At 72.7% G+C, this 21,280-nt stretch carries 16 protein-coding genes and 1 pseudogene; 5 read left to right on the top strand and 12 right to left on the bottom strand.

Annotated features, from left to right (window positions below):
* Positions 1-129 precede the first annotated feature (129 nt).
* The 3 genes from ABZ721_RS34060 to bldG all read right to left on the bottom strand — a co-directional run bounded on the left by ABZ721_RS34060 (position 130) and on the right by bldG (position 3,962).
* Complete coding sequence (locus tag ABZ721_RS34060) at positions 130-2,526, bottom strand: sodium-translocating pyrophosphatase (protein ID WP_358792656.1); 2,397 nt, start codon at positions 2,524-2,526, stop codon at positions 130-132.
* A 574-nt stretch (positions 2,527-3,100) separates the two neighbouring features.
* Complete coding sequence (locus ABZ721_RS34055; protein ID WP_358792655.1) at positions 3,101-3,532, bottom strand: ATP-binding protein; 432 nt, start codon at positions 3,530-3,532, stop codon at positions 3,101-3,103.
* 88 nt (positions 3,533-3,620) lie between these two features.
* Positions 3,621-3,962, bottom strand: coding sequence for an anti-sigma factor antagonist BldG (bldG, locus tag ABZ721_RS34050; RefSeq protein WP_138357092.1), 342 nt, complete (start codon positions 3,960-3,962; stop codon positions 3,621-3,623).
* Between the two features lie 163 nt (positions 3,963-4,125).
* Between bldG and ABZ721_RS34045 the strand changes: the two genes are divergently transcribed.
* Positions 4,126-6,591: a DEAD/DEAH box helicase gene (locus ABZ721_RS34045; protein WP_358792654.1), complete on the top strand. Its 2,466-nt coding sequence runs from the start codon at positions 4,126-4,128 to the stop codon at positions 6,589-6,591.
* Between the two features lie 17 nt (positions 6,592-6,608).
* Here ABZ721_RS34045 and ABZ721_RS34040 read toward each other — a convergent pair.
* The 7 genes and pseudogenes from ABZ721_RS34040 to ssd form a co-directional block, all read right to left on the bottom strand.
* A pseudogene (locus ABZ721_RS34040) lies at positions 6,609-6,929 on the bottom strand (Rv3654c family TadE-like protein); the annotation flags it as partial.
* The gene (locus tag ABZ721_RS34035; protein ID WP_358792653.1) at positions 6,926-7,255 is read right to left on the bottom strand and encodes a TadE family type IV pilus minor pilin; all 330 of its coding nucleotides are present in this window, start codon (positions 7,253-7,255) and stop codon (positions 6,926-6,928) included. The gene ABZ721_RS34035 and the pseudogene ABZ721_RS34040, both read right to left, overlap by 4 nt.
* A 28-nt stretch (positions 7,256-7,283) precedes the next feature.
* Positions 7,284-7,469 (bottom strand): DUF4244 domain-containing protein, encoded by a 186-nt coding sequence (locus ABZ721_RS34030; protein ID WP_358792652.1) that lies wholly within the window; start codon positions 7,467-7,469, stop codon positions 7,284-7,286.
* Positions 7,470-7,568: 99 nt separating this feature from the next.
* Complete coding sequence (locus ABZ721_RS34025; RefSeq protein WP_358792651.1) at positions 7,569-8,363, bottom strand: type II secretion system F family protein; 795 nt, start codon at positions 8,361-8,363, stop codon at positions 7,569-7,571.
* On the bottom strand, positions 8,360-9,277 hold the full coding sequence (locus ABZ721_RS34020; protein ID WP_358792650.1) for a type II secretion system F family protein: 918 nt from the start codon (positions 9,275-9,277) through the stop codon (positions 8,360-8,362). The genes ABZ721_RS34025 and ABZ721_RS34020 overlap by 4 nt, the downstream gene beginning before the upstream one ends.
* The gene (locus tag ABZ721_RS34015; RefSeq protein WP_358792649.1) at positions 9,274-10,449 is read right to left on the bottom strand and encodes a TadA family conjugal transfer-associated ATPase; all 1,176 of its coding nucleotides are present in this window, start codon (positions 10,447-10,449) and stop codon (positions 9,274-9,276) included. The genes ABZ721_RS34020 and ABZ721_RS34015 overlap by 4 nt, the downstream gene beginning before the upstream one ends.
* Positions 10,446-11,555, bottom strand: a complete 1,110-nt coding sequence (ssd, locus tag ABZ721_RS34010; protein WP_358792648.1) for a septum site-determining protein Ssd — start codon at positions 11,553-11,555, stop codon at positions 10,446-10,448. The genes ABZ721_RS34015 and ssd overlap by 4 nt, the downstream gene beginning before the upstream one ends.
* Before the next feature lie 453 nt (positions 11,556-12,008).
* Between ssd and ABZ721_RS34005 the strand changes: the two genes are divergently transcribed.
* The gene (locus ABZ721_RS34005) at positions 12,009-12,842 is read left to right on the top strand and encodes an HAD family hydrolase (RefSeq protein WP_358792647.1); all 834 of its coding nucleotides are present in this window, start codon (positions 12,009-12,011) and stop codon (positions 12,840-12,842) included.
* Between the two features lie 326 nt (positions 12,843-13,168).
* Here the strand turns inward: ABZ721_RS34005 and ABZ721_RS34000 are convergent, their stop codons facing one another.
* The gene (locus tag ABZ721_RS34000) at positions 13,169-13,990 is read right to left on the bottom strand and encodes an oxidoreductase (protein ID WP_358792646.1); all 822 of its coding nucleotides are present in this window, start codon (positions 13,988-13,990) and stop codon (positions 13,169-13,171) included.
* A 106-nt stretch (positions 13,991-14,096) separates the two neighbouring features.
* Here ABZ721_RS34000 and ABZ721_RS33995 point away from each other — a divergent pair, with 106 nt between their 5' ends.
* On the top strand, positions 14,097-15,179 hold the full coding sequence (locus ABZ721_RS33995; protein WP_358792645.1) for an ATP-binding protein: 1,083 nt from the start codon (positions 14,097-14,099) through the stop codon (positions 15,177-15,179).
* Here ABZ721_RS33995 and ABZ721_RS33990 read toward each other — a convergent pair.
* Positions 15,172-16,473 carry a hypothetical protein gene (locus tag ABZ721_RS33990; RefSeq protein WP_358792644.1) on the bottom strand — a complete coding sequence of 434 codons (1,302 nt, stop codon included), beginning with the start codon at positions 16,471-16,473 and terminating at the stop codon, positions 15,172-15,174. The two genes, ABZ721_RS33995 and ABZ721_RS33990, sit on opposite strands and share 8 nt — an antisense overlap.
* 247 nt (positions 16,474-16,720) lie before the next feature.
* On the opposite strand from ABZ721_RS33990, the gene ABZ721_RS33985 reads away from it, so the two are divergent.
* Both ABZ721_RS33985 and acs read left to right on the top strand, forming a co-directional pair.
* A complete protein-coding gene (locus tag ABZ721_RS33985) occupies positions 16,721-18,937 on the top strand; it encodes a SulP family inorganic anion transporter (RefSeq protein ID WP_358792643.1) in 2,217 nt (738 codons plus the stop codon).
* Between the two features lie 184 nt (positions 18,938-19,121).
* Complete coding sequence (gene acs, locus ABZ721_RS33980; protein WP_358792642.1) at positions 19,122-21,080, top strand: acetate--CoA ligase; 1,959 nt, start codon at positions 19,122-19,124, stop codon at positions 21,078-21,080.
* The last annotated feature ends 200 nt before the right edge of the window (positions 21,081-21,280 follow it).

Genomic DNA, 21,280 nt, shown 5'->3' with positions numbered 1-21,280 from the left:
ATCCCATCGCGGCCCACTACCCGGCCAGCGGGCAGCACTTCTTCGAGCGGCTGCGCTACTCGACCGCGTACCGCGAGACGGCGCGGATTCCAAGAGGTGCCGCCCGCCGCCGTTCTGAGGTGGCGTCGGTCAGGAGACGGACGCCGGATCCGCCGAGCGTTCCGGCGTCGGGGTGTTGTTGCCGTCCCCCATCGCGATGCCGCGCCGCTTGGAGTTGTAGACCGCGCCGACGATGATGACGATCGCGACCACCGCGACGGTGATGCGCACCGCGAGGTTCGCGTCGTCGCCGTACGAGAACTTCACCACCGCCGGGGCGATCAGCAGCGCCACCAGGTTCATCACCTTGAGCAGCGGGTTGATCGCCGGTCCCGCGGTGTCCTTGAACGGGTCGCCGACCGTGTCGCCGATGACGGTCGCGGCGTGGGCCTCGCTGCCCTTGCCGCCGTGGTTGCCGTCCTCGACCAGCTTCTTGGCGTTGTCCCAGGCGCCGCCGGAGTTGGCGAGGAACACCGCCATCAGGGTGCCGGTGCCGATCGCGCCCGCCAGGTACGAGGCGAGCGATCCGACGCCGAGGGAGAAGCCGACGGCGATGGGCGCGAGTACGGCGAGCAGGCCGGGGGTGGTCAGCTCGCGCAGCGCGTCCTTGGTGCAGATGTCGACGACCTTCCCGTACTCCGGGAGCTCGGTGCCGTCCATGATCCCGGGGTGCTCGCGGAACTGCCGCCGCACCTCGTAGACGACCGAGCCCGCGGAGCGCGAGACGGCGTTGATGGCGAGGCCGGAGAAGAGGAACACGACGGCCGCGCCGAGCAGCAGTCCGAACAGGTTGTTCGGCTGCGAGATGTCGAGGCTGAGCCATCTCAGGTCCGACGTGGAGATGTGGGCGCCCGCGACGGCCGTGTCGATCGCCTCCTTGAACGCGCCGAAGAGCGCGGTCGCGGCGAGGACCGCCGTGGCGATGGCGATGCCCTTGGTGATGGCCTTGGTGGTGTTGCCGACCGCGTCCAGGTCGGTGAGCACCTGGGCGCCCTCGCCGTGCACGTCCCCGGACATCTCGGCGATGCCCTGGGCGTTGTCGGAGACGGGGCCGAAGGTGTCCATGGCCACGATGACGCCGACGGTGGTGAGCAGCCCGGTGCCGGCCAGGGCGACGGCGAACAGGGCCAGCCACACCGAGGTGCCGCCGAGCAGGAACGCCCCGTAGACCGACAGCCCGATCAGCACCGCCGAGTAGACCGCCGACTCCAGGCCGATGGCGATGCCGGCGAGGACCACGGTGGCCGCGCCGGTCAGCGAGGACTTGCCGATGTCCTGGACGGGGCGCCGGCTGGTCTCGGTGAAGTACCCGGTGAGCTGCTGGATGAGCGCGGCGAGCACGATGCCGATGGCGACCGCGACGAGCGCGAGGATACGCGGGTCGCCGGGGTGGCCGGCGATGTCCGCCGGGACGCCCTTCAGCTCGCCGTAGGTGGCCGGCAGGTAGAGGTAGACGGCCACGGCGACGAGCACCATGGAGATGACGGCGGAGATGAAGAAGCCGCGGTTGATGGCGGTCATCCCGCTGCGGTCGGAGCGGCGCGGCGCGACCGCGAAGATGCCGACCATCGCGGTGAGCACACCGATCGCGGGGATGAGCAGCGGGAACGCCAGCCCGGCGTCGCCGAACGTCACCTTGCCCAGGATGAGTGCGGCCACCAGGGTGACGGCGTAGGACTCGAAGAGGTCGGCCGCCATACCGGCGCAGTCGCCCACGTTGTCGCCCACGTTGTCCGCGATGGTCGCGGCGTTGCGCGGGTCGTCCTCGGGGATGCCCTGTTCGACCTTGCCGACCAGGTCGGCGCCCACGTCGGCGGCCTTGGTGAAGATGCCGCCGCCGACACGCATGAACATCGCGAGCAGGGCCGCGCCGAATCCGAATCCCTCCAGCACCTTGGGCGCGTCGGCCTTGTAGACGAGCACGACGACCGAGGCGCCCAGCAGGCCGAGGCCCACCGTGAACATCCCGACCACACCACCGGTACGGAAAGCGATCTTCATCGCGCGGTGCGAGACATCGGTCAGATCCGCTTTCGGCTCACCGGGCGCGGGCGTGGCCGCCCGTGCGGCCGCGGCCACGCGCACATTCGCGCGCACCGCCAGCCACATGCCGATATAGCCGGTGACCGCCGAGAAAACGGCGCCCACGAGGAAGAACACCGAACGGCCGATTCGCTGCGAAGTGTTGTCCGAGGGCAACAGCATGAGCAGGAAGAACGCCACTACGGCGAAGATCCCCAAAGTACGGAACTGCCGTGCGAGGTAGGCGTTGGCGCCTTCCTGCACGGCAGCTGCGATGCGCTTCATGCTGTCGGTGCCCTCGTCCGCCGCGAGCACTTGACGTACCAGCACTCCGGCGAGCACCAGTGCCGCCAGCGCCACGGCCACGATGATCAGTACGAGATTCCGATTGCCGTCGGTCAGTACCGGCCCGGCGGCCAGTGCCTGAGCGATGTCGTGCGTGTGAGGGGTAAGTGGCCCCGCCATTCGTCCTCCTTGACGTTTGGCGCATGGGCGCGCGGCTCCATCCATCGACTCCCACAGCCGCGACGCTCAGCGAGCTGAGCAAAGATGGACGGATTGTAGGGAGCGGGACTAGATCAAAACAGTGCGCGGGATCAGAATTCGCCTGTGTCGGGGAAGACGGAATTCCCCACGAGCGCGTAAACCACCGAATGCGGTGAAGAATCGGGCGCGGCGAAGGGCGCGGGCGCGGCGCCGAGGGGGTGCGGAGGGCGCGGCCGTGGACGCGCGGAGGGCGCGGCCATGGGCGCGGCGTTGGGTGCGGCCGTGGGCGCGGCGTTGGGTGCGGTGGCGACTCGGGGCGGCCCGGGGGCCGGGCAGGGGCGCGAGCGGAACGCGGGCGGGGCGGCGCGGGCGGTACGGGGCAGCACGGGAGGGCGCCGCGGGGCGTGCGATTCGACCGGTGCGGCTGGGCCGTTCGGGTGAGGCGCGCCGTCAGGCGACCGGTGGCGGCGGGCAGGCCGAGGCTCGGGACGGGTCCTGGCCGGACCGGTCCTGGAGGGCGGCGGGCGGGACGGGTCCTACCGGGTCGAGCCCGTCAGGGGAGCACGACCACGGGCGCCGTCGGCCAGCTCATGCGGATGATCCCGCCGTGCTCGCCCACGGTGACCTCGACGTCGTCGACCAGGCCGCTGATGACGGCCAGGCCCATCTCGGACTCCTCGTCGGAGTCGTCCGCGCCTGCGGCCCGGGCCGACGGGACGGTGCCCGCCGGCGCGCCGGGTGCCTCGTCGCCGACCTCGATGGAGAACTTCTTCTCCTCCTCGGTCAGCAGGACCCGCACGGGCCGGTCCACGCCGTTGCTCAGGTGCAGACCGACAGCCCGGCTGCACGCCTCGCCCACGGCAAGCCGCACCTCGTCAAGGACTGCCTCGTCCACCCCCGCCCGGCGCGCTACCGCAGCCGCTACGAGCCGTGCGGTGCGCACGTGCTCGGGCTGAGCGCTGAAGAGCAGTTCTACGGTGGGCATGGCCTCCCCCTCGCTCCTATGGGTGGGCATCACAGGGGACCGGGCGACGAAACCGCCCGGTACCCCCGTCCTGCGACGATCGGGACGGTCAGTCGTTCGCCGCGACAGCCTCGTCGACCGAGGTGTGGATCGGGAACACCTTGGTCAGGCCGGTAATCCGGAAAATCTTAAGAATGCGCTCCTGGTTGCACACCAGGCGCAGCGAGCCTTCGTGCGCACGCACCCGCTTGAGACCGCCGACCAGCACACCCAGACCGGTGGAGTCGAGGAAGTCGACTCCCTCCATGTCCACCACCAGGTGATAACTGCCGTCGTTCACCAGCTCAACCAGCTGCTCACGCAGCTTGGGCGCGGTGTACACATCAATCTCGCCGCCGACCTCGACGACCGTACGGTCGCCAACGGTTCGAGTCGACAGGGACAGGTCCACGGATCCTCCAGCACCTTGCATCGAGCGGCGTCGCCCCCGGGAACCTCCCCGTCGAAAGGGAGGGTACGGATCGGCAGCCGCGATGGCATTCAATCACTTCAAAGCCGGCCGGCACGACGCCTTCCTGCGATTGTCCGTCATGCCGGTGACACACTGAGTGCCGATGGCTAAGGATCAACTGCCGCAGTCGGCGCACGGCCGCCCGTCCCCCCGCACCGTTCTTGAGCGGCTCGCCACGGGGGCAGGCCGAGCCGCACGCATCACCCATACGGAGCACTTGCCCCCGCGGGTGGGTCGCCATGCCGATTGGCCTGATCAGATCCGTCCGGAAGTGCTGAACGCCATCCGGACGGCGGGTATCGCCCGCCCCTGGGAGCACCAGGCACGCACCGCGGAGCACGCGATGCGCGGCCAGTCGGTGGTCGTCGCCACCGGAACGGCCTCCGGCAAGTCCCTCGCCTACCTCGCCCCGGTCCTCAGCGCCCTCCTGGACGGCTCGGAGGCCCCGAACGGCCGCGGGGCCACCGCGCTCTATCTGGCGCCCACCAAGGCCCTCGCAGCGGATCAGCGGCGCGCGGTGGCCGCACTCGCCCGCCCGCTCGGCTCGGCGATCCGTCCGGCCCTCTACGACGGCGATACTCCGTTCGAGGAACGCGAGTGGGTCCGCCAGTACGCCACGTACGTCCTCACCAACCCCGACATGCTGCACCGCGGCATCCTCCCCGCCCACGCCCGCTGGGCCTCCTACCTGCGCCGACTGCGGTACGTCGTCATCGACGAGTGCCACACCTACCGGGGTGTCTTCGGCTCGCACGTCGCCCAGGTGCTGCGGCGGCTGCGCCGGCTCTGCGCCCACTACGGGGCCGATCCGGTGTTCGTGCTCGCCTCCGCCACCGCCGCGGACCCCGCGGTGGCCGCCGGCCGCCTCACCGGCGTCCAGGTCGTCGAGGTCACCGACGACGCCTCCCCCCGCGGCGAACTGGCCTTCGCCCTCTGGGAACCACCGCTGACCGAGATGAGCGGCGAGCACGGCGCGCCCGTCCGCCGCACCGCCACCGCCGAGTGCGCCGACCTCCTCACCGACCTGGTCGTCCAGGGCACCCGCACCGTCGCCTTCGTCCGCTCCCGGCGCGCCGCCGAGCTGATCGCCCTGATCGCCCAGGAGAAACTGGCCGCCGTCGACCCCTCGCTGCCCTCCCGGGTCGCCGCCTACCGCGGCGGCTACCTCGCCGAGGAGCGGCGCGCCCTGGAACGCGACCTGCACTCGGGCCGGCTCCTCGGCCTGGCCTCCACCACCGCCCTGGAGCTGGGCGTCGACGTCTCCGGGCTCGACGCCGTCCTGCTCGCCGGCTATCCCGGCACCCGCGCCTCCCTGTGGCAGCAGGCGGGCCGCGCCGGGCGCGCCGGGCAGGGCGCACTCGCCATCCTCGTGGGCCGTGACGACCCGCTCGACACCTATCTCGTCCACCACCCCGAAGCGATCTTCCAGCGCCCGGTGGAGTCCACCGTGCTGGATCCCGACAACCCCTACGTCCTCGCCCCCCATCTCTGCGCGGCCGCCGCCGAACTCCCGCTCACCGACGACGATCTGACGCTCTTCGGCCCCGAGACCGCCGCGCTGCTCCCGCAGCTGGAACGCCGCGGCCTGCTGCGGCGGCGGCCCGGCGGCTACTTCTGGACCCGCCGGGAGCGGGCCGCCGACCTCACCGACATCCGGGGCGCGGGCGGCAAGGCCGTCCAGGTCGTCGAGTCCGCCACCGGCCGGCTGCTCGGCACCGTCGACGACGCCTCCGCCCACGCCTCGGTCCACGACGGCGCGGTCCACCTCCACCAGGGCCGGACGTACCTGGTCGAGCGCCTGGACCTCGAGGACGCCGTGGCGCTGGTCGGCGAGGCAGACCCCGACTACTCGACGATGGCCCGCGAGAACACCTCCGTATCCGTCCTGTCCACCGACTTGGAGGAGTCCTGGGGCGCGGCCCGCGTCCACTTCGGCTCGGTCGAGGTCACCCACCAGGTCGTCTCCTTCCTGCGCCGCCGCCTGATCACCGGTGAGGTGCTCGGCGAGACCAAGCTCGACCTCCCGCCGCGCTCCCTGCGCACCCGCGCGGTCTGGTGGACCGTCACCGACGACCAGCTGGAAGCGGCCCGCATCCACCCCGAGGAGCTCCCCGGCGCCCTGCACGCCGCGGAGCACGCCTCCATCGGCATCCTCCCGCTCTTCGCCACCTGCGACCGCTGGGACATCGGCGGCGTCTCCATCCCGCTGCACGCCGACACGGGCCTGCCCACCGTCTTCGTCTACGACGGCCACCCGGGCGGCGCGGGCTTCGCCGAGCGCGCCTTCCACACGGCCCGCGGCTGGCTCACCGCCACCCGGGAGGCCATCGCCTCCTGCGAGTGCGAGTTCGGCTGCCCGTCCTGCGTGCAGTCCCCCAAATGCGGCAACGGCAACGAGCCCCTGGACAAACGCGCCGCCGTCCGCCTCCTGGACTGTCTGCTGACCCGCGAGACGCCCCCGGACCCGGAAACCGAGCCGGATGCCGAACCAAGTGCCGAGCCGGAAACCGAGCGTGGCACCGAGCCAGGTGCCGACGGCGGCACGGGAGCGGGCCCGGCGGGGAGCTGAGGGTCAGCCGGCGGGGCGGGGCCCGCGCGGGAGCGGGCTCTCGCCCGGCCCACGGCGGCGGTGACGTCGGCGGTGTCGCCCGTCATCGCGCACCGGACGAGCCGGGCGCCCTGGGCAGTCGCCGTCCGGGCCGCCCGGGCGCAGGCGGCGGCCGGGCCGTCCGCCGCGTGGTCGGCCGCGGCCAGCGCGGCCAGGTCGGCCGCGGCGCCCGCCCGGTGGCGGGCGACGATCGCCTGGCCCATGGCCAGGGCCGCGCCGAAGGCCAGGCACAGCACCCCCATGAGCAGCGCGGCCCAGACCGTCGCCGACCCCCGGTCCCCGCGCCACCCGCCGCTCACCGGACCGTCTCCTCGGCGAGCGCCGCCGCTTCGGCGTGCAGCGCGACCTTCAACACCGGCGCCCGCGCGGTGACCCGCACCCTGACCAGCTCGCCGTCCCGGGTCAGCGACACGGCGGCTCCCCGCGGTGCGGCGGAGCGGGCCGCCGCCAGGGCGGCGGCCTCCGGCTCGGACCGCGCCGCGGCCCGCGCGCCCGCCCGCGCGGCGTCCACGCACTGGATCTGCGCCGCCACGGCCATCAGGCCGCCCAGCAGCGCCGTGGTGAAGAGCACCATGACCGGCAGCGCGACGGCGGCCTCCGCGGTGACGGATCCCCGCTCGGACAAGCCTCGACACGGCCTCTCCGGCGGACCCTCAGAAGGACACATCGAGGGCCCTCTCGATCAGTCCGCTGAGCGCCGACTTCACCGCGCCACTGGTCACGATCTTGTAGAGCACGGCGGCGAACCCGCAGGCCGCCAGCGTGCCGACGGCGTACTCCGCCGTGGTCATCCCCGCGTCCGCGGCCGACCGAAGCCGCCCGGCCGCCCTGTGCAGCATCCGGATCATCATGACGTTTCCCCCTGTGCATCGATGTCTGTCGAGCGGGATTCGGAAGGGAGTTGAGCGGGAGTCGGCCCGTGGTCGCGCACGTCGCTCTCACGGGCCCTGGCCGGAGCCGCCGGCGAGGATCCCCGCCGCCAGCCCCAGGACCACCGGCACCACTCCGACGAGCAGGAAGGCCGGCAGGAAGCACAGGCCGAGCGGGGCCGTGGCCAGCACTCCCGCGCGCCGGGCCCCGGCGAGCGCCGAACGGCCGCGGGCGGCGCGGTAGTCGGCGGCCAGGCGGGCCACCTCGTCCACCGGCGCCACTCCGCTGTGCGAGGCACGGGCCAGGCAGCGGGCGAGCCCCTTCGCGGCGGGCAGCCGGCCGAACCGCTCCCAGCACCGTTCGGGGTCGCCGCCCAGGCGGACCTCGGCCGCGACCCGTATGAGCCCGCCGCCCAGCGGGCCGCCCAGTGACCGGCCGACCGCCTCCGCCGCGTCGCTCGGCCGGGCCCCGGCCGCGAGGCAGGCGGCCATCAGGTCCGCGCAGAGCGGCAGCTGACGCGCGGCGCTCCGATCGCGGTCGCGGCCGCCGGCCGCCCGCGACCGGCGCTGCCAGTGCCGTATCCCGCACGCGGCGAGCAGGCCGGCCGCACACCCGGGAAGTCCTCCGACGAACACGGCGGCGCCGAGCGCCGCCGCCGCGACCGGAGCCCAGGTCCGCAGCGCGGGCCCGCGCGTCCACCAGGCGGCTGCGGAGCTCTGGGCGACCCGGGCCCCGAACAGCAGCCGCAGCCGGCCGAGGGCGGCGCGCTCGCGCCTCGCCTCGATCACCGTCACCACGGCGCACAGGACGGCGGCGCCGACCGACACGGCTGTCCCCAGGCTGTGGACCAGCTCGCCGGTCACCAGGACTCCTCCGCGGACCGCACGATGCGACCGGTCCAGGCGAGCCCCGCCCACTCCAGCAGGCCGCCCGCCAGCAGGCAGGCCAGCCCCGCCGGAGTGCCCAGCAGCGTCCCCACCGGGTCCGCCCCGAGGCCCGCGCCCAGCACCACCCCGAACAGCGGGAGCAGCGCCAGCATCAGCGCGGTCGAACGGGGCCCGGCCAGTTGGGCGCTCAGCTCGTCCCGCTGATCGCGTTCGGCCCGCAGGGCCGCGGCGATCCGGTCGAGGCCCGCGGCCAGCCCCGCGCCGCCGTCGACGGCGACCTGCCAGCAGGCGGCGACCGCCGCCAGCCCCTCGGCCCCCTCGAAGCGCGCCGCCGCCCGCAGCGCCTCCGGCACGTCCCCACCGAACCGGGCGGCGGCCAGCAGCAGTCGCGCCGCGTCCACCAGCTCGGGTGCGTCCGGCCAGCCGTCGTCCTCGATCGCGCCCGCCAGCGCGGGGTGCGGCGGGCTCCCGGCGCGCAGATCACCCGCCACCGTCGCGCACAGGGTGCCCACCGCGGTCAGCCGGCGCTCCACCGCCGCCCGCCGGGCCCGCTTCCGCAGTCGGCGGCCGACCAGCGGCACCGCGACCGCTCCGGCCAGCGCGGGCAGCACCGAGTGCGCCGCCAGGGCGAGCACCAGCCCGGCGGGCAGGCAGAGCAGCTCCCGTCCGAGCCGCCACCCGAAGCGCTCCCGCAGCGATGCGAGCAGCGCCTGCCCGCACGCCGTCGGCCCGCGCCACATGCCGGGTCCCCACGTCCACCCGGCGCCCGGCCGCTGGCCTCCCGCCAGCATCAGCCGGGCCCGGCGCAGGGCGGTGTCCCCGCCGTACATCAGCCACCCGGCGGCCCCGGCGCAGAACACGGCCGCCCACAGCGCCGTCCCGGGCCTCATGCCGCACCCCGCTCGCACAGGGCCGCCAGCCGGTCCCAGCCCGGCCCGCGCTCCCACGCGCCCGGAGCGCCGCACACCACCGCGGGGACGGTCACCACCAGCCCGTCGGCGCGGCGCTCCAGCACATGGATCTCGGCGACCCGCCGCAGCCCCGAACGGTCCCTGGCCAGATGGACGACGACGGACAGCGCCGCCGCCAACTGGCTGTGCAGGGCGGCCCGGTCGAGCCCCGCGGTCGACCCGAGCGCCTCCAGCCGGGCCGGCACGTCGCAGGCCGCGTTGGCGTGCACCGTCCCGCACCCGCCCTCATGGCCGGTGTTGAGAGCGGCCAGCAGCTCGGTGACCTCCGGTCCGCGGACCTCGCCGACCACCAGCCGGTCCGGCCGCATCCGCAGGGCCTGGCGCACCAGGTCCCGCAGCTCCACCAGCCCGGCGCCCTCCTGGTTGGCCGGCCGGGTCTCCAGCCGGACGACGTGCGGGTGGTCGGGACGCAGTTCCGCGGAGTCCTCCGCGAGCACGATGCGCAACCGCGGTTCCACCAGGCCCAGCAGGCAGCTGAGCAGGGTGGTCTTCCCGGTGCCGGTGCCGCCGCTGATCAGGAAGGAGAGCCGGGCGTCGAGGACGGCGCGCAGCAGCCGCGCCGTCTCGGCGTCCAGGGTGCCGGCGGTGATGAGCTCGTCCAGGCCGAAGGCCCGGGCCCGCACCACGCGCAGCGACAGGCAGGGCGAGCCGACGACGACGGGCGGCAGCACCGCGTGCAGCCGGGTGCCGTCGGGGAGCCGGGCGTCGACCCACGGCCGGGCGTCGTCCAGCCGCCGGCCCGCGGTGGTCGCGAGCCGCTGGGCGAGCCGGCGCACGGCGGCGGCGTCGGCGAACCCGACGTCGCTGCGCTCCAGGCCGTGCCCGCGGTCGACCCACACCTCCTCCGGCCCGTTGACGAGCACGTCGGTGACGTCCGGATCCGCGAGCAGCGGCTCCAGCGGACCCGCGCCGACCATCTCGGAGCGCAGCGCGGTGACGACGCCGAGCACCTCGGTGTCGCCCAGCAGCCGCCCTTCGGCACGCAGCGCGGCCGCGACCCTGCTGGGCGTGGGGTCCCCGCTGTACTCGGCGAGGCGGAGTCGGACGGCGTCCAGGAGCGCCGCCCTCGGTGCCGCACGGTCCGGGCTCATACCGGCACGCTCCCGCCGCTGGGCAGCGCCTGGGCCAGGAAGGCGGAGCAGAAACGGGCCAGCGGCCCGCGGCCGCTCGCGCCCGGTGGCCGGCAGCCCTCCCGCGCCTCCAGCAGGTCCGGCTCCGACGGCAGTTCGCCCGCCAGCCGCAGGCCGATGAGCCGGGCGATCTCCTCGTCGTCGAGCCCTGCGCCGAAGGGGCCGCGGGCGACCACCCGCAGGTCCTTGAGGAGCATGCTGACGGCCGAGGCGACCCGGGTGGCGGCGGCCACCGCCCGCAACTCGGCGGGGACGACCAGAAGTCCGACGTCGATCTGGGCCAGCGACTCCGCGACCGCGTCGTCCACCCGCCGGGGCAGGTCCACGACGACGACTCCGCCCCGGCGCCGGGCGGCGCCCAGCACCGACCGCATCGCCTGCGGCGGGATGACCACGGAGTCGCTGCGGTCCCAACTGAGGACACTCAGCGCGTCCAGCCGCGGCAACGACTCCTCCAGCGCTCCGCTGTTGACCCGCCCCCGCGAGTCCGCGAGGTCCGGCCAGCGCAGCCCGCCGGCGCGTTCCGCGCCGAGCAGGATGTCCAGGCCCCCGCCCAGCGGGTCGCCGTCGATGAGCATCGCGCGGCGGCCGTCGCGGGCCGCGGTGACCGCCAGGGCGCACGCCAGCGTGCTGGCCCCGGCGCCGCCCCGGCCGCCCACCACGCCGATGGTCAGGGCCGGCTCGGTGACTCCCTCGGCGACGTCGGCGATCCGGTCGACCAGCCACGATTCGGCGTCCGGCAGGAAGAGGACGTGGTCGGCCCCGATGTCGACAGCTCTGCGCCACACGTCCTGGTCGTCCAGATCCCGGCCGACCAGCAGCACGCCTTTTCGCCGGACCGCGCCGCGGAGCCGGCCGGTGTCGGCCGAGCCGACGAGGACCAGCGGCGCGGACTCCCAGCTCCCCGCGCGGGGCGGCGCCCCGAAGGCCACTTCGGGCTCCGCGCCCGCCGCAGCGCACAGCCTCAGCAAATCGTCGAGCAGCGCCTCGTCCTGAGTGACGATCAGCGGCCCGCCCGGTTCCCGCGCTGCCGCCGGGCTCCGGTCGGGTGTGATGGATTCAGCCACGGCCCTGCCTCCTCGTTCGTCCCGCGAGCACGGTGTGCATCGCCTGCGAACAGAGTCGGGCCGTTCCGGAGAATCAGATGATCTTGGTTCGTATCGGTGGATAACTCGGAGGTTGTGGATAACTCCGTCACTCGAACGGGTGAGTTCGCCACCGAGGCGCAACGATTACGGACCGTGACACGTCGTACCGGATGAAGGCAGCGCAAGAGGAGTGCGAGCTACCGCATAAAGGAAGGAAGAAGAGCTACCGGGACGTCGGTCCGAAAAGACATGAGGACATGCGACGACCCCCGCCGGGGGGGAGAGCGGGGGTCGTCCCCACAGTCCGACTCGGGGGGGGAGGAGCCAGACCGGGTTAGCACGGTCGCGAACGATCCGTGACTTCCATGGTGTACCCGACAGCCTTCTCAGGCAAACCCACGCGCCGCAGCTTACGCCGAATGGTGGTTGCTTATGCTCGTGCTCGTGGAAAACCACCTGTCCCCGCGCACCGCAGCATTCTTCGACCTCGACAAGACCGTGATCGCCAAGTCGAGCACCCTCGCCTTCAGCAGATCCTTCTACCAGGGCGGCCTGATCAATCGTCGGGCCGTGCTGCGCACCGCCTACGCCCAGTTCGTGTACCTCGTGGGCGGCGCCGACCACGACCAGATGGAGGGGATGCGCAAGTACCTCTCCGAGCTGTGCCGCGGCTGGAACGTGCAGCAGGTCAGGGAGATCGTGGCCGAGACCCTGCACGACCTGATCGACCCGATCATCTACGACGAGGCCGCTTCCCTCATCGAGGAGCACCACGCCGCCGGCCGGGACGTGGTCATCGTGAGCGCGTCCGGGGCCGAGGTCGTCGAGCCCATCGGCCGGATGCTCGGCGCCGACCATGTGATCGCCACGCAGATGGTCGCCGAGAACGGCTGCTACACCGGCGTGATCGAGCACTACGTCTACGGCCCGGCCAAGGCCGAGGCCATCCTCGAACTCGCCGAGGCCGAGGGGTACGACCTGGAACGGTCGTTCGCGTACAGCGACTCGGTCACCGACATCCCCATGCTGGAGGTCGTCGGCCACCCGTACGCGGTGAATCCGGACCGCGGGCTGCGCAAGGAGGCGACCGGCCGGGAGTGGCCGATCCTCACCTTCAACCGGCCGGTGCGGCTCAACCAGCGCATCCCGTCCCTGTCGATGCCGCCGCGCCCGGTGCTCGCCGCCGCGGCGGTCGGTGCGGCCGCCGCCACGGCCGGCCTGGTCTGGTACGCGGCCCGCCGGCGCCGCCCATCGCTTTTGTCCTGATTGCAGGGCAAAAGTAAAGAAGTGCGCTCAGGGGTTCCACTTCGGCCCCGGCGGCGGTAAAAAGGACTCAGAGGCCCGCGAGACCACGGACTTCCGAGAGGAAGACCGCAGAGTATTAGGCCCACGGACCCAAGCATGGAAGTCGGGCACCCACGCGCAGCCGACCCGCTGACCGGGCCAGCCGTACCAGGTGACGGGCAAAGTCCCGACCTGATAGGCGAATATCGAGCACGCATGGTAACGCGACGGACATGCCAGCGGCGGCACCCCAGGGTGCCGCCGCAACCCTTTCCAGGACGTGTCAGGTCCTCAGGTCCGGGGACTTCTCAGGCCGCGCCCCGCTGCAGCGCCTCGCACACCGCGACGCTCTCGCGCACGCCGAGTTCCAGCGCCTTCCCGCAGTGCCCGATCCAGGCGGCCATCCCGTCGGGCGTACCCGACGTGTACCCCTCCAGCGCCTTGAGGTAGTCCGCCCGCCCGAGTTCGGCGTGGCCCACCTCGGCGGGACAGATCGACTTGGGGTCGAGCCCGCTGCCCACCAGCACGATCCGCTCCGCCGCCCGCGCGACCGGCCCGTTGAACGAGCCGAAGGGCCGCAGCGACAGCAACTCGCCGTGCACCACCGCGCCGACGACCAGCGCGGGCGCCTCGCCCCCCGCGCGCAGCAGCCCGGCCAGCCCCTCGAGCCGGGCGGCCACCTCCGCCGAGTCCGGGAGCGGCAGTTCTACCAGCGGCTCGTCGACCGGTTCGCCGGCCAGCCGCGGCCGGCCCACCGTGTCGTCCGGGGCGGCGCCGCCCGCCGCCACCAGGTGCAGCCGCGCCAGCGCCTGCACCGGCGACCGGCGCCAGACGCTCAGCAGCTGCCCGGCCTCGGCGGTCAGCCGCAGCGCCGCACCCACGGTGTGCGCCTCGGCGTCGGCGGAGAAGTCGCTGCGGCGCCGGAGCTCCTCCAGCGGCCAGTCGGCACCGGCCAGCGCGGCGGAACCGCGCGCTCCGCGCAGCGCCGCCTCGGACGTCACCTCTTCGGACCGGCGGCGCATCACGCGGTGCCCGTAGACCTTGTCCACGGACTGCCGCACGGAGTCCACCGCGTCGGACACGCCGGGCAGGGAACCGAGGATGGCGAGCGGATCAGCGTTCGTACCCATGCGTACGACCCTACGCACAGCGGAACGCCCCGATGGACCCCGATCGAGTGGCCTTCCCCACTCGAAACCGTCACCCAACGTGCGTATCCGACTACCCTTGGCGAACATGAAGATCGCTTTCGTTGGAAAGGGCGGCAGCGGCAAGACCACGCTGTCCTCCCTGTTCATCCGCCACCTCGCGGATATCCGTGTGCCCGTCGTCGCCGTCGACGCGGACATCAACCAGCACCTCGGCCCGGCGCTCGGCCTGAGCGAGGAGGAGGCCGCCGCGTTCCCCGCGATGGGCGCCCACCTGCCGGAGATCAAGGAGTACCTGCGGGGTGCCAACCCGCGGATCGCCTCCGCCGAGACCATGATCAAGACAACTCCGCCGGGCAGCGGCTCGCGCCTGCTGCGGGTGATGGAGGAGAACCCGGTCTACGCCGCGTGCGCGCGCACCGTTCCGCTGGACGACGGAGCACGGGTGCGCCTGATGGCGACCGGGCCGTTCAGCGAGTCCGACCTCGGCGTCGCCTGCTACCACTCCAAGGTCGGGGCGGTGGAGCTGTGCCTGAACCACCTGACCGACGGCCGTGACGAGTACGTCGTGGTGGACATGACGGCGGGCAGCGACTCGTTCGCCTCCGGGATGTTCACCCGGTTCGACATGACGTTCCTGATCGCCGAGCCGACCCGCAAGGGCGTCGCCGTCTACCGCCAGTACAAGGAGTACGCCCGCGACTTCGGCGTCGCGCTGCGCGTCATCGGCAACAAGGTGCAGGGCGCCGACGACCTGGCGTTCCTGCGCGACGAGACGGGGGACGACCTGCTGGCCACCGTCGGCCACTCCGACTGGGTGCGCGCCATGGAGAAGGGCCGTCCGCCGAGCTTCGAGCTGCTGGAGGAGGCCAACCGGCGCGCGCTGCGGACCATGCACGAGACGGCCGACGCCTCGTACGAGGGGCGCGACTGGGACCGCTACACCCGCCAGATGGTGCACTTCCACCTGAAGAACGCGGAGAGCTGGGGCAACGCGAAGACGGGCGCCGACCTGGCGTCCCAGGTCGACCCCGTCTTCGTGCTCGGTGAGGCCGGATCGGTGACCACGGCCGGGGCAGGTGCCGGATCGGTGACCACGGCCGGGGCAGGGGCCCGATCGGCCACCGCAGCCGGGGCCGCGGCCGGAGCCGGGGCGCTGTCGGCTAGCTGACGTCCGCCCCGGGCCGGGCCGCGGCGGGCGCCGAACCGTGCCCGGAACCGGAGGCTCCCGCAGGTGCCGCGAGGAAGGCCGGCCAGCCTTCCTTCGGCGCCTGCCCGACGTCCAGCTTGCGCAGCTTCGCCAGCACCGCCGGGTCCTGGGCGTCCATCCAGTCCGCCATCTGCTTGAACGACACGCAGCGCACACCGTCCTTGCGGCACACCGACTTGATGGTGGACTCCACGGCCTTCATGTAGACGCCGCCGTTCCACGACTCGAAGTGGTTGCCGACGAACAGTGGCGCCCGGTTGCCCGAGTAGGCGCGGTCGAAGGCGGCGGCCAGGCCGCTCTCCATCTGGTGGCCCCAGTAGTCGCGCTTCGACGGGTCGCCCTTGGTGGTGCCGGACTGGTTGGCCAGGAAGTTGTAGTCCATGGACAGCGTCTCGAAGGCGCGGCCGGGGACCGGGATGTCCTGGAGCGGGAAGTCCCAGACGCCGCCGAGCTGCGACGGCCAGACCTGGCGGCCGCCCACCGAGCTGGCGTCGTAGCGGAAGCCCATCTCCCTGGCGGCCGGGATCAGGTTGCGCTGGCCCTCCAGGCAGGGGGCGCGGCCGCCGACCAGCTCCTTGCTGTAGTCGAACGGCAGCGGGGCCAGCTGGGTGAGGCCGCTGTTGGTCTTCCAGTTCCTGACGAAGCCCTCGGCCTGCTCGATCTCGCTCTTCCACTCCTCGGACGACCAGGTGCCGACCCCGCCGTTGGACCCGCAGAAGTGGCCGTTGAAGTGGGTGCCGATCTCGCTGCCGTCCAGCCACGCCTGCCGGATCTGCTCCAGCGTGTCGGTCATCTCCTGGCGGTCGGTGAAGCCGATGTCGGAGGCGCCGCGCGGGTGCCGAGGCGGGTCGTAGACCTCCTTGCGGTCGCCGGGCAGCAGGTAGACGCCGCTGAGGAAGTACGTCATGGACGCCTTGTTCTCCTTGCCGACCTCGCGGAAGTGCGAGAACAGCTTCTGGCTGTCCTCCCCCGCGCCGTCCCAGGAGAAGACGACGAACTGCGGGGGCTTCTCGCCCGGCGCGAGCCGCTGGAACCGCGGCTGGTTGGGCTGGGCCCCGGTCTCGGCGGTGGAGCCGTCGCCGATCAGCTTCATCACCCGCGCGGGCGGTTTCTGCACGGCCGCGGCGGGGCCGTCGTGCTGCCGGCTGCTCTGCCCCGTTCCTCCCGAGCCGCTCGAACCGCCGGAACAACCCACCACACCGAATGCCAACGCGGTAACGGCGGCCAGGGCCGTGCTCTTCCGCAGGGAATGCATACGAACCTCGATCCAAAGGGGCGAGCAGGGATTCGAGAGCAAAAACTGACATGTTCCCGCGATTTGGTCATCACGACCGGCCAAACCCCTTCTCGATTCACTCGATAGGAGCAAATCTCCGCCCGAGTGGATCTACGGACTTCACCGAACCGTATATCCGCATTACTCTCCTTTTACCGACGCTTGAGAGTAGCCATACAGTTACGTACGGCTACCACGTCCCGCCGCCCTGAAGGAGACGGGAACCATGCAGACGCCTCACAGGTCCGATCTGTCCGCCTCGATCACTGTCTTTCTGATCGCCGTGCCGCTGTCGCTCGGTATCGCCCTCGCCACCGGTGCGCCCCTCCAGTCCGGCCTCGTCGCCGCTGTCGTCGGCGGCATCGTCGCCGGATTGCTCGGCGGGGCCCCTTTGCAGGTCAGCGGGGCTGCCACCAGCCTCGTGGTCGTCACCGCCGAACTCGTCCAGCGCTACGGATGGCGCACCACCTGCGCCATCACCGTGCTCGCCGGCCTCGCCCAGATCGCCCTCGGCGCCCTACGGGTGGCCAGGGCGGCGCTGGTGGTCAGCCCCGCCATCGTGCACGGCATGCTCGCCGGGATCGGCGTCTCCATCGCCGTCGGCCAGGTGCACGTCATCCTCGGCGGCACCGCCCAGGGCTCCGCCCTGGCCAACCTCGGCGCGCTGCCGCGCCAGTTGGCGGCCACGAGCCCGGCCACGCTGGGGATCGGCGCGCTCACCGCCGTCGTCCTCATCGGCTGGCCCCGGCTGCCCGGCAGCGGGAGCAGGTACAGAGCCGTGCGCGCGCTGCGGGCGGTTCCGGCGGCGCTGGCGGCGGTCGCCGCCGCCACGGCCGCGGGCCTGGCGCTGACCGTGCCGCGCGTCGACCTGCCGTCGTGGACCGCTCCGGGGATGCCCCGGCTGCCGGAGGGGCCGGTGCTCGGCCTGCTCGCCGCGGTCGTCACCGTCACCCTTGTCGCGAGCATGGAATCGCTGCTGTCCGCGGTCGCGCTCGACAAGATGCAGTCCGAGTACCCGGACCGGCGGGCCCAGCCCGCGCGGCTCGACCGCGAACTGCTCGGCCAGGGCGCGTCGAACATGTTCTCCGGGCTGCTCGGCGGCCTGCCGGTGGCAGGCGGGGCGATGCGCAGCTCGGCCAACCTCCGGGCCGGGGCCGTGACGCGCTGGTCCACCGTGCTGCACGGCGTGTGGGTGCTGCTGTGCGCGAGCCTGCTGGCCGGCGTGTTGGACCTGATCCCGCTCGCCGCCCTCGCCGTCCTGGTGCTGGTCGTCGGCGTGAAGATGGTGAGCTTCGCGCACATCAAGAACATCAGGCGGCACCGGGAGTTCCCGGTGTACGCGGCCACCATCGGCGGGGTCGTGCTGCTCGGCGTCCTGGAGGGCGTGGTGGCCGGGATCGCGGTCGCGGCCTTCACCTCGCTGCGCCGCCTCACCCGCACCCGCATCACCGTCTCCCCGGAGGCGGCCGGCTACCGGGTGCGCGCCCACGGCCAGCTGACGTTCCTCGCGGTGCCCCGGCTCACCCGGGCCCTCGCCCAGGTGCCCGACGGGGCGCACGCCGTCGTCGAACTGGACGGCTCGTTCATGGACCACGCGGCGTACGAGGCACTCCAGTCGTGGTGCACCCGGCACCGCGCCCGCGGCGGCTGCGCCGTCCTCGGCGACCGCGCGGGGCGGGCGGTGATCGAACCGGGCAGCGCGCACGCCTGCCGGCCCTGGACGCCGTGGCGCAACCACCACTGCACCCGGCCCAGCCCGGCCAGCGTCACCGTCACCGCTCCGGCGGGCAACCAGCTGATCGGGGGCGTCAGCAACTTCCAGCGGCACACCGCGCCCCTGGTGCGCGACGAGCTGGCGCGACTGGCGAGGGAGGGCCAGCGGCCCACCCAGCTCTTCCTGACCTGCGCCGACTCCCGGCTGGTGACCAGCATGATCACCTCCAGCGGGCCCGGTGACCTCTTCACCGTCCGCAACATCGGGAACCTGATGCCCCCGCCCGGCTCCGACAACACCTGCGACTCGGTGGCCGCGGCCGTCGAGTACGCGGTGGACGTGCTGAAGGTCGGCAGCATCACGGTCTGCGGGCACTCCGGCTGCGGCGCCATGCAGGCGCTGCTCGGCAGTGACCACCCGCCCGGCGCGCAGACCCCGCTGGCCCGCTGGCTGCGGCACGGCCGGCCGAGCCTGGAGCGGCTGGCGCGCGGCGGCCCGGGGCTGACGGACCGGGAGCCGGCCGACGACCTGGAGCGGCTGAGCCTGGCCAACGTGGTGCAGCAGCTGGAGCACCTGCTGGACCATCCGTGCGTGGCCCGCCGCTACGCGGAGGGCACGCTGCAGCTGCAGGGCATGTACTTCCACGTCGCCGAGGCCCAGGCGTACGTCCTGGACCACGCCACGGGAGCCTTCTCGGCGGTGCACCCGGAGGTGCTGGACACGGTCTGACAACGGTCCGACACCGGACGGGGGGGCCGTGCTGCGGGGCACCGGGAACGCCACGCCGCACGGCCCCCCGTGCGGACCGCTCACGCTATAGGTCTAAACCAATTTTCCTGCGACCCTTGTCATCGTGCCCCCGGCCTGATGAGCTATGGCCGGGACATCTGGGACAGCCTGACAAGGAGTTGGCGTGAGCAGCAACGAGAGCCTGGCCAATCTGTTGAAGGAGGAGCGGCGCTTCGCTCCGCCGGCCGAGCTGGCCGCATCCGCCAACGTCACCGCGGACGCGTACGCGCAGGCCGAGTCCGACCGGCCGGCCTTCTGGGCCGAGCAGGCGCGCCGGCTGAGCTGGGCGGTCGAGCCGACCCAGACCCTGGACTGGTCGAACCCGCCGTTCGCCAAGTGGTTCGCCGACGGCAAGCTCAACGTGGCCTACAACTGCGTGGACCGGCACGTCGAGGCCGGCAACGGCGACCGCGTCGCGATCCACTTCGAGGGCGAGCCCGGCGACAGCCGCGCGATCACCTACGCCGAGCTCAAGGACGAGGTCAGCCGCGCCGCGAACGCCCTCACCGAGCTGGGTGTGCAGGCCGGCGACCGGGTCGCGGTCTACCTGCCGATGATCCCCGAGGCCGTGGTCGCGATGCTGGCCTGCGCCCGGATCGGCGCCGCGCACTCCGTGGTCTTCGGCGGCTTCTCCGCCGACGCCGTCGCCTCCCGCATCCAGGACGCCGACGCCAAGCTCGTCATCACCTCCGACGGCGGCTACCGGCGCGGCAAGCCCTCCGCGCTCAAGCCCGCCATCGACGAGGCCGTCGCCAAGTGCCCGACCGTCGAGCACGTCCTGGTGGTGCGCCGCACGGGCCAGGAGACCGCGTTCAGCGAGGGCCGCGACGTGTGGTGGCACGACATCGTCACCCGCCAGTCCGCCGAGCACACCCCGCAGGCCTTCGACGCCGAGCACCCGCTGTTCATCCTCTACACCAGCGGCACGACGGGGAAGCCCAAGGGCATCCTGCACACCTCGGGCGGCTACCTCACCCAGACCTCCTACACCCACCACGCGGTCTTCGACCTCAAGCCGGAGACCGACGTCTACTGGTGCACCGCCGACATCGGCTGGGTGACCGGCCACTCGTACATCGTCTACGGGCCGCTCGCCAACGGCGCCACCCAGGTGATCTACGAGGGCACCCCGGACACCCCGCACCAGGGCCGCTTCTGGGAGGTCATCCAGAAGTACGGCGTGAGCATCCTCTACACCGCGCCCACCGCGATCCGCACGTTCATGAAGTGGGGCGACGACATCCCCGCCAAGTTCGACCTGTCCTCGCTGCGGGTGCTGGGCAGCGTCGGCGAGCCGATCAACCCCGAGGCGTGGGTCTGGTACCGCGAGCACATCGGCGGCAACCGCTGCCCGATCGTGGACACCTGGTGGCAGACCGAGACCGGCGCGATGATGATCAGCCCGCTGCCGGGCGCGACCACCACGAAGCCCGGCTCCGCCCAGCGCGCCCTGCCCGGCATCGCGGCCACCGTCGTGGACGACGAGGCGAACGAGGTGCCCAACGGCTCCGGCGGCTACCTGGTGCTCACCGAGCCGTGGCCGTCGATGCTGCGCACCATCTGGGGCGACGACCAGCGCTACATCGACACCTACTGGTCGCGCTTCGAGGGCCGCTACTTCGCCGGTGACGGCGCGAAGAAGGACGACGACGGCGACATCTGGCTGCTCGGCCGGGTCGACGACGTGATGCTGGTCTCCGGCCACAACATCTCCACCACCGAGGTGGAGTCCGCGCTCGTCTCGCACCCCAAGGTCGCGGAGTCCGCCGTCGTGGGCGCCGCGGACGAGACCACCGGCCAGGCCATCGTCGCGTTCGTCATCCTGCGCGGCACCGCCTCGGACTCCGACACCCTCGTCGCGGAGCTGCGCGACCACGTCGGGAAGACCCTGGGCCCGATCGCCAAGCCCAAGCGCATCCTGATCGTCAGCGAGCTGCCCAAGACCCGCTCCGGCAAGATCATGCGCCGCCTGCTGCGCGACGTCGCGGAGAACCGCGAGCTCGGCGACGTCACCACGCTCACCGACTCGTCGGTGATGGATCTGATCCAGACCAACCTGCCGGGCGCGAGCAGCGAGGACTGACCGCAGGACGGGCAGAAGGGGCTTCCGGCATCGGGCCGGGAGCCCCTTCTGCCCGTAATGTGTGGATTGCCGGAAGGCATGGCGTCCGAGCCGCTAAGCTGGTCCCCGCGTCAGGAACGCGTCAACACAGGTGCGCCGGGAAGTCTGGTCGGCAACGGAGTCAGCCACGTCCAGTGGATGACGGACCGACCGGAGGCTTC

The organism is Streptomyces sp. NPDC006733, from assembly GCF_040636125.1.
GTDB lineage: Bacteria > Actinomycetota > Actinomycetes > Streptomycetales > Streptomycetaceae > Actinacidiphila.
The sequence above is the reverse complement of the archived record's forward strand: the minus strand, read 5'-3'. Positions and strand labels throughout refer to the sequence as shown.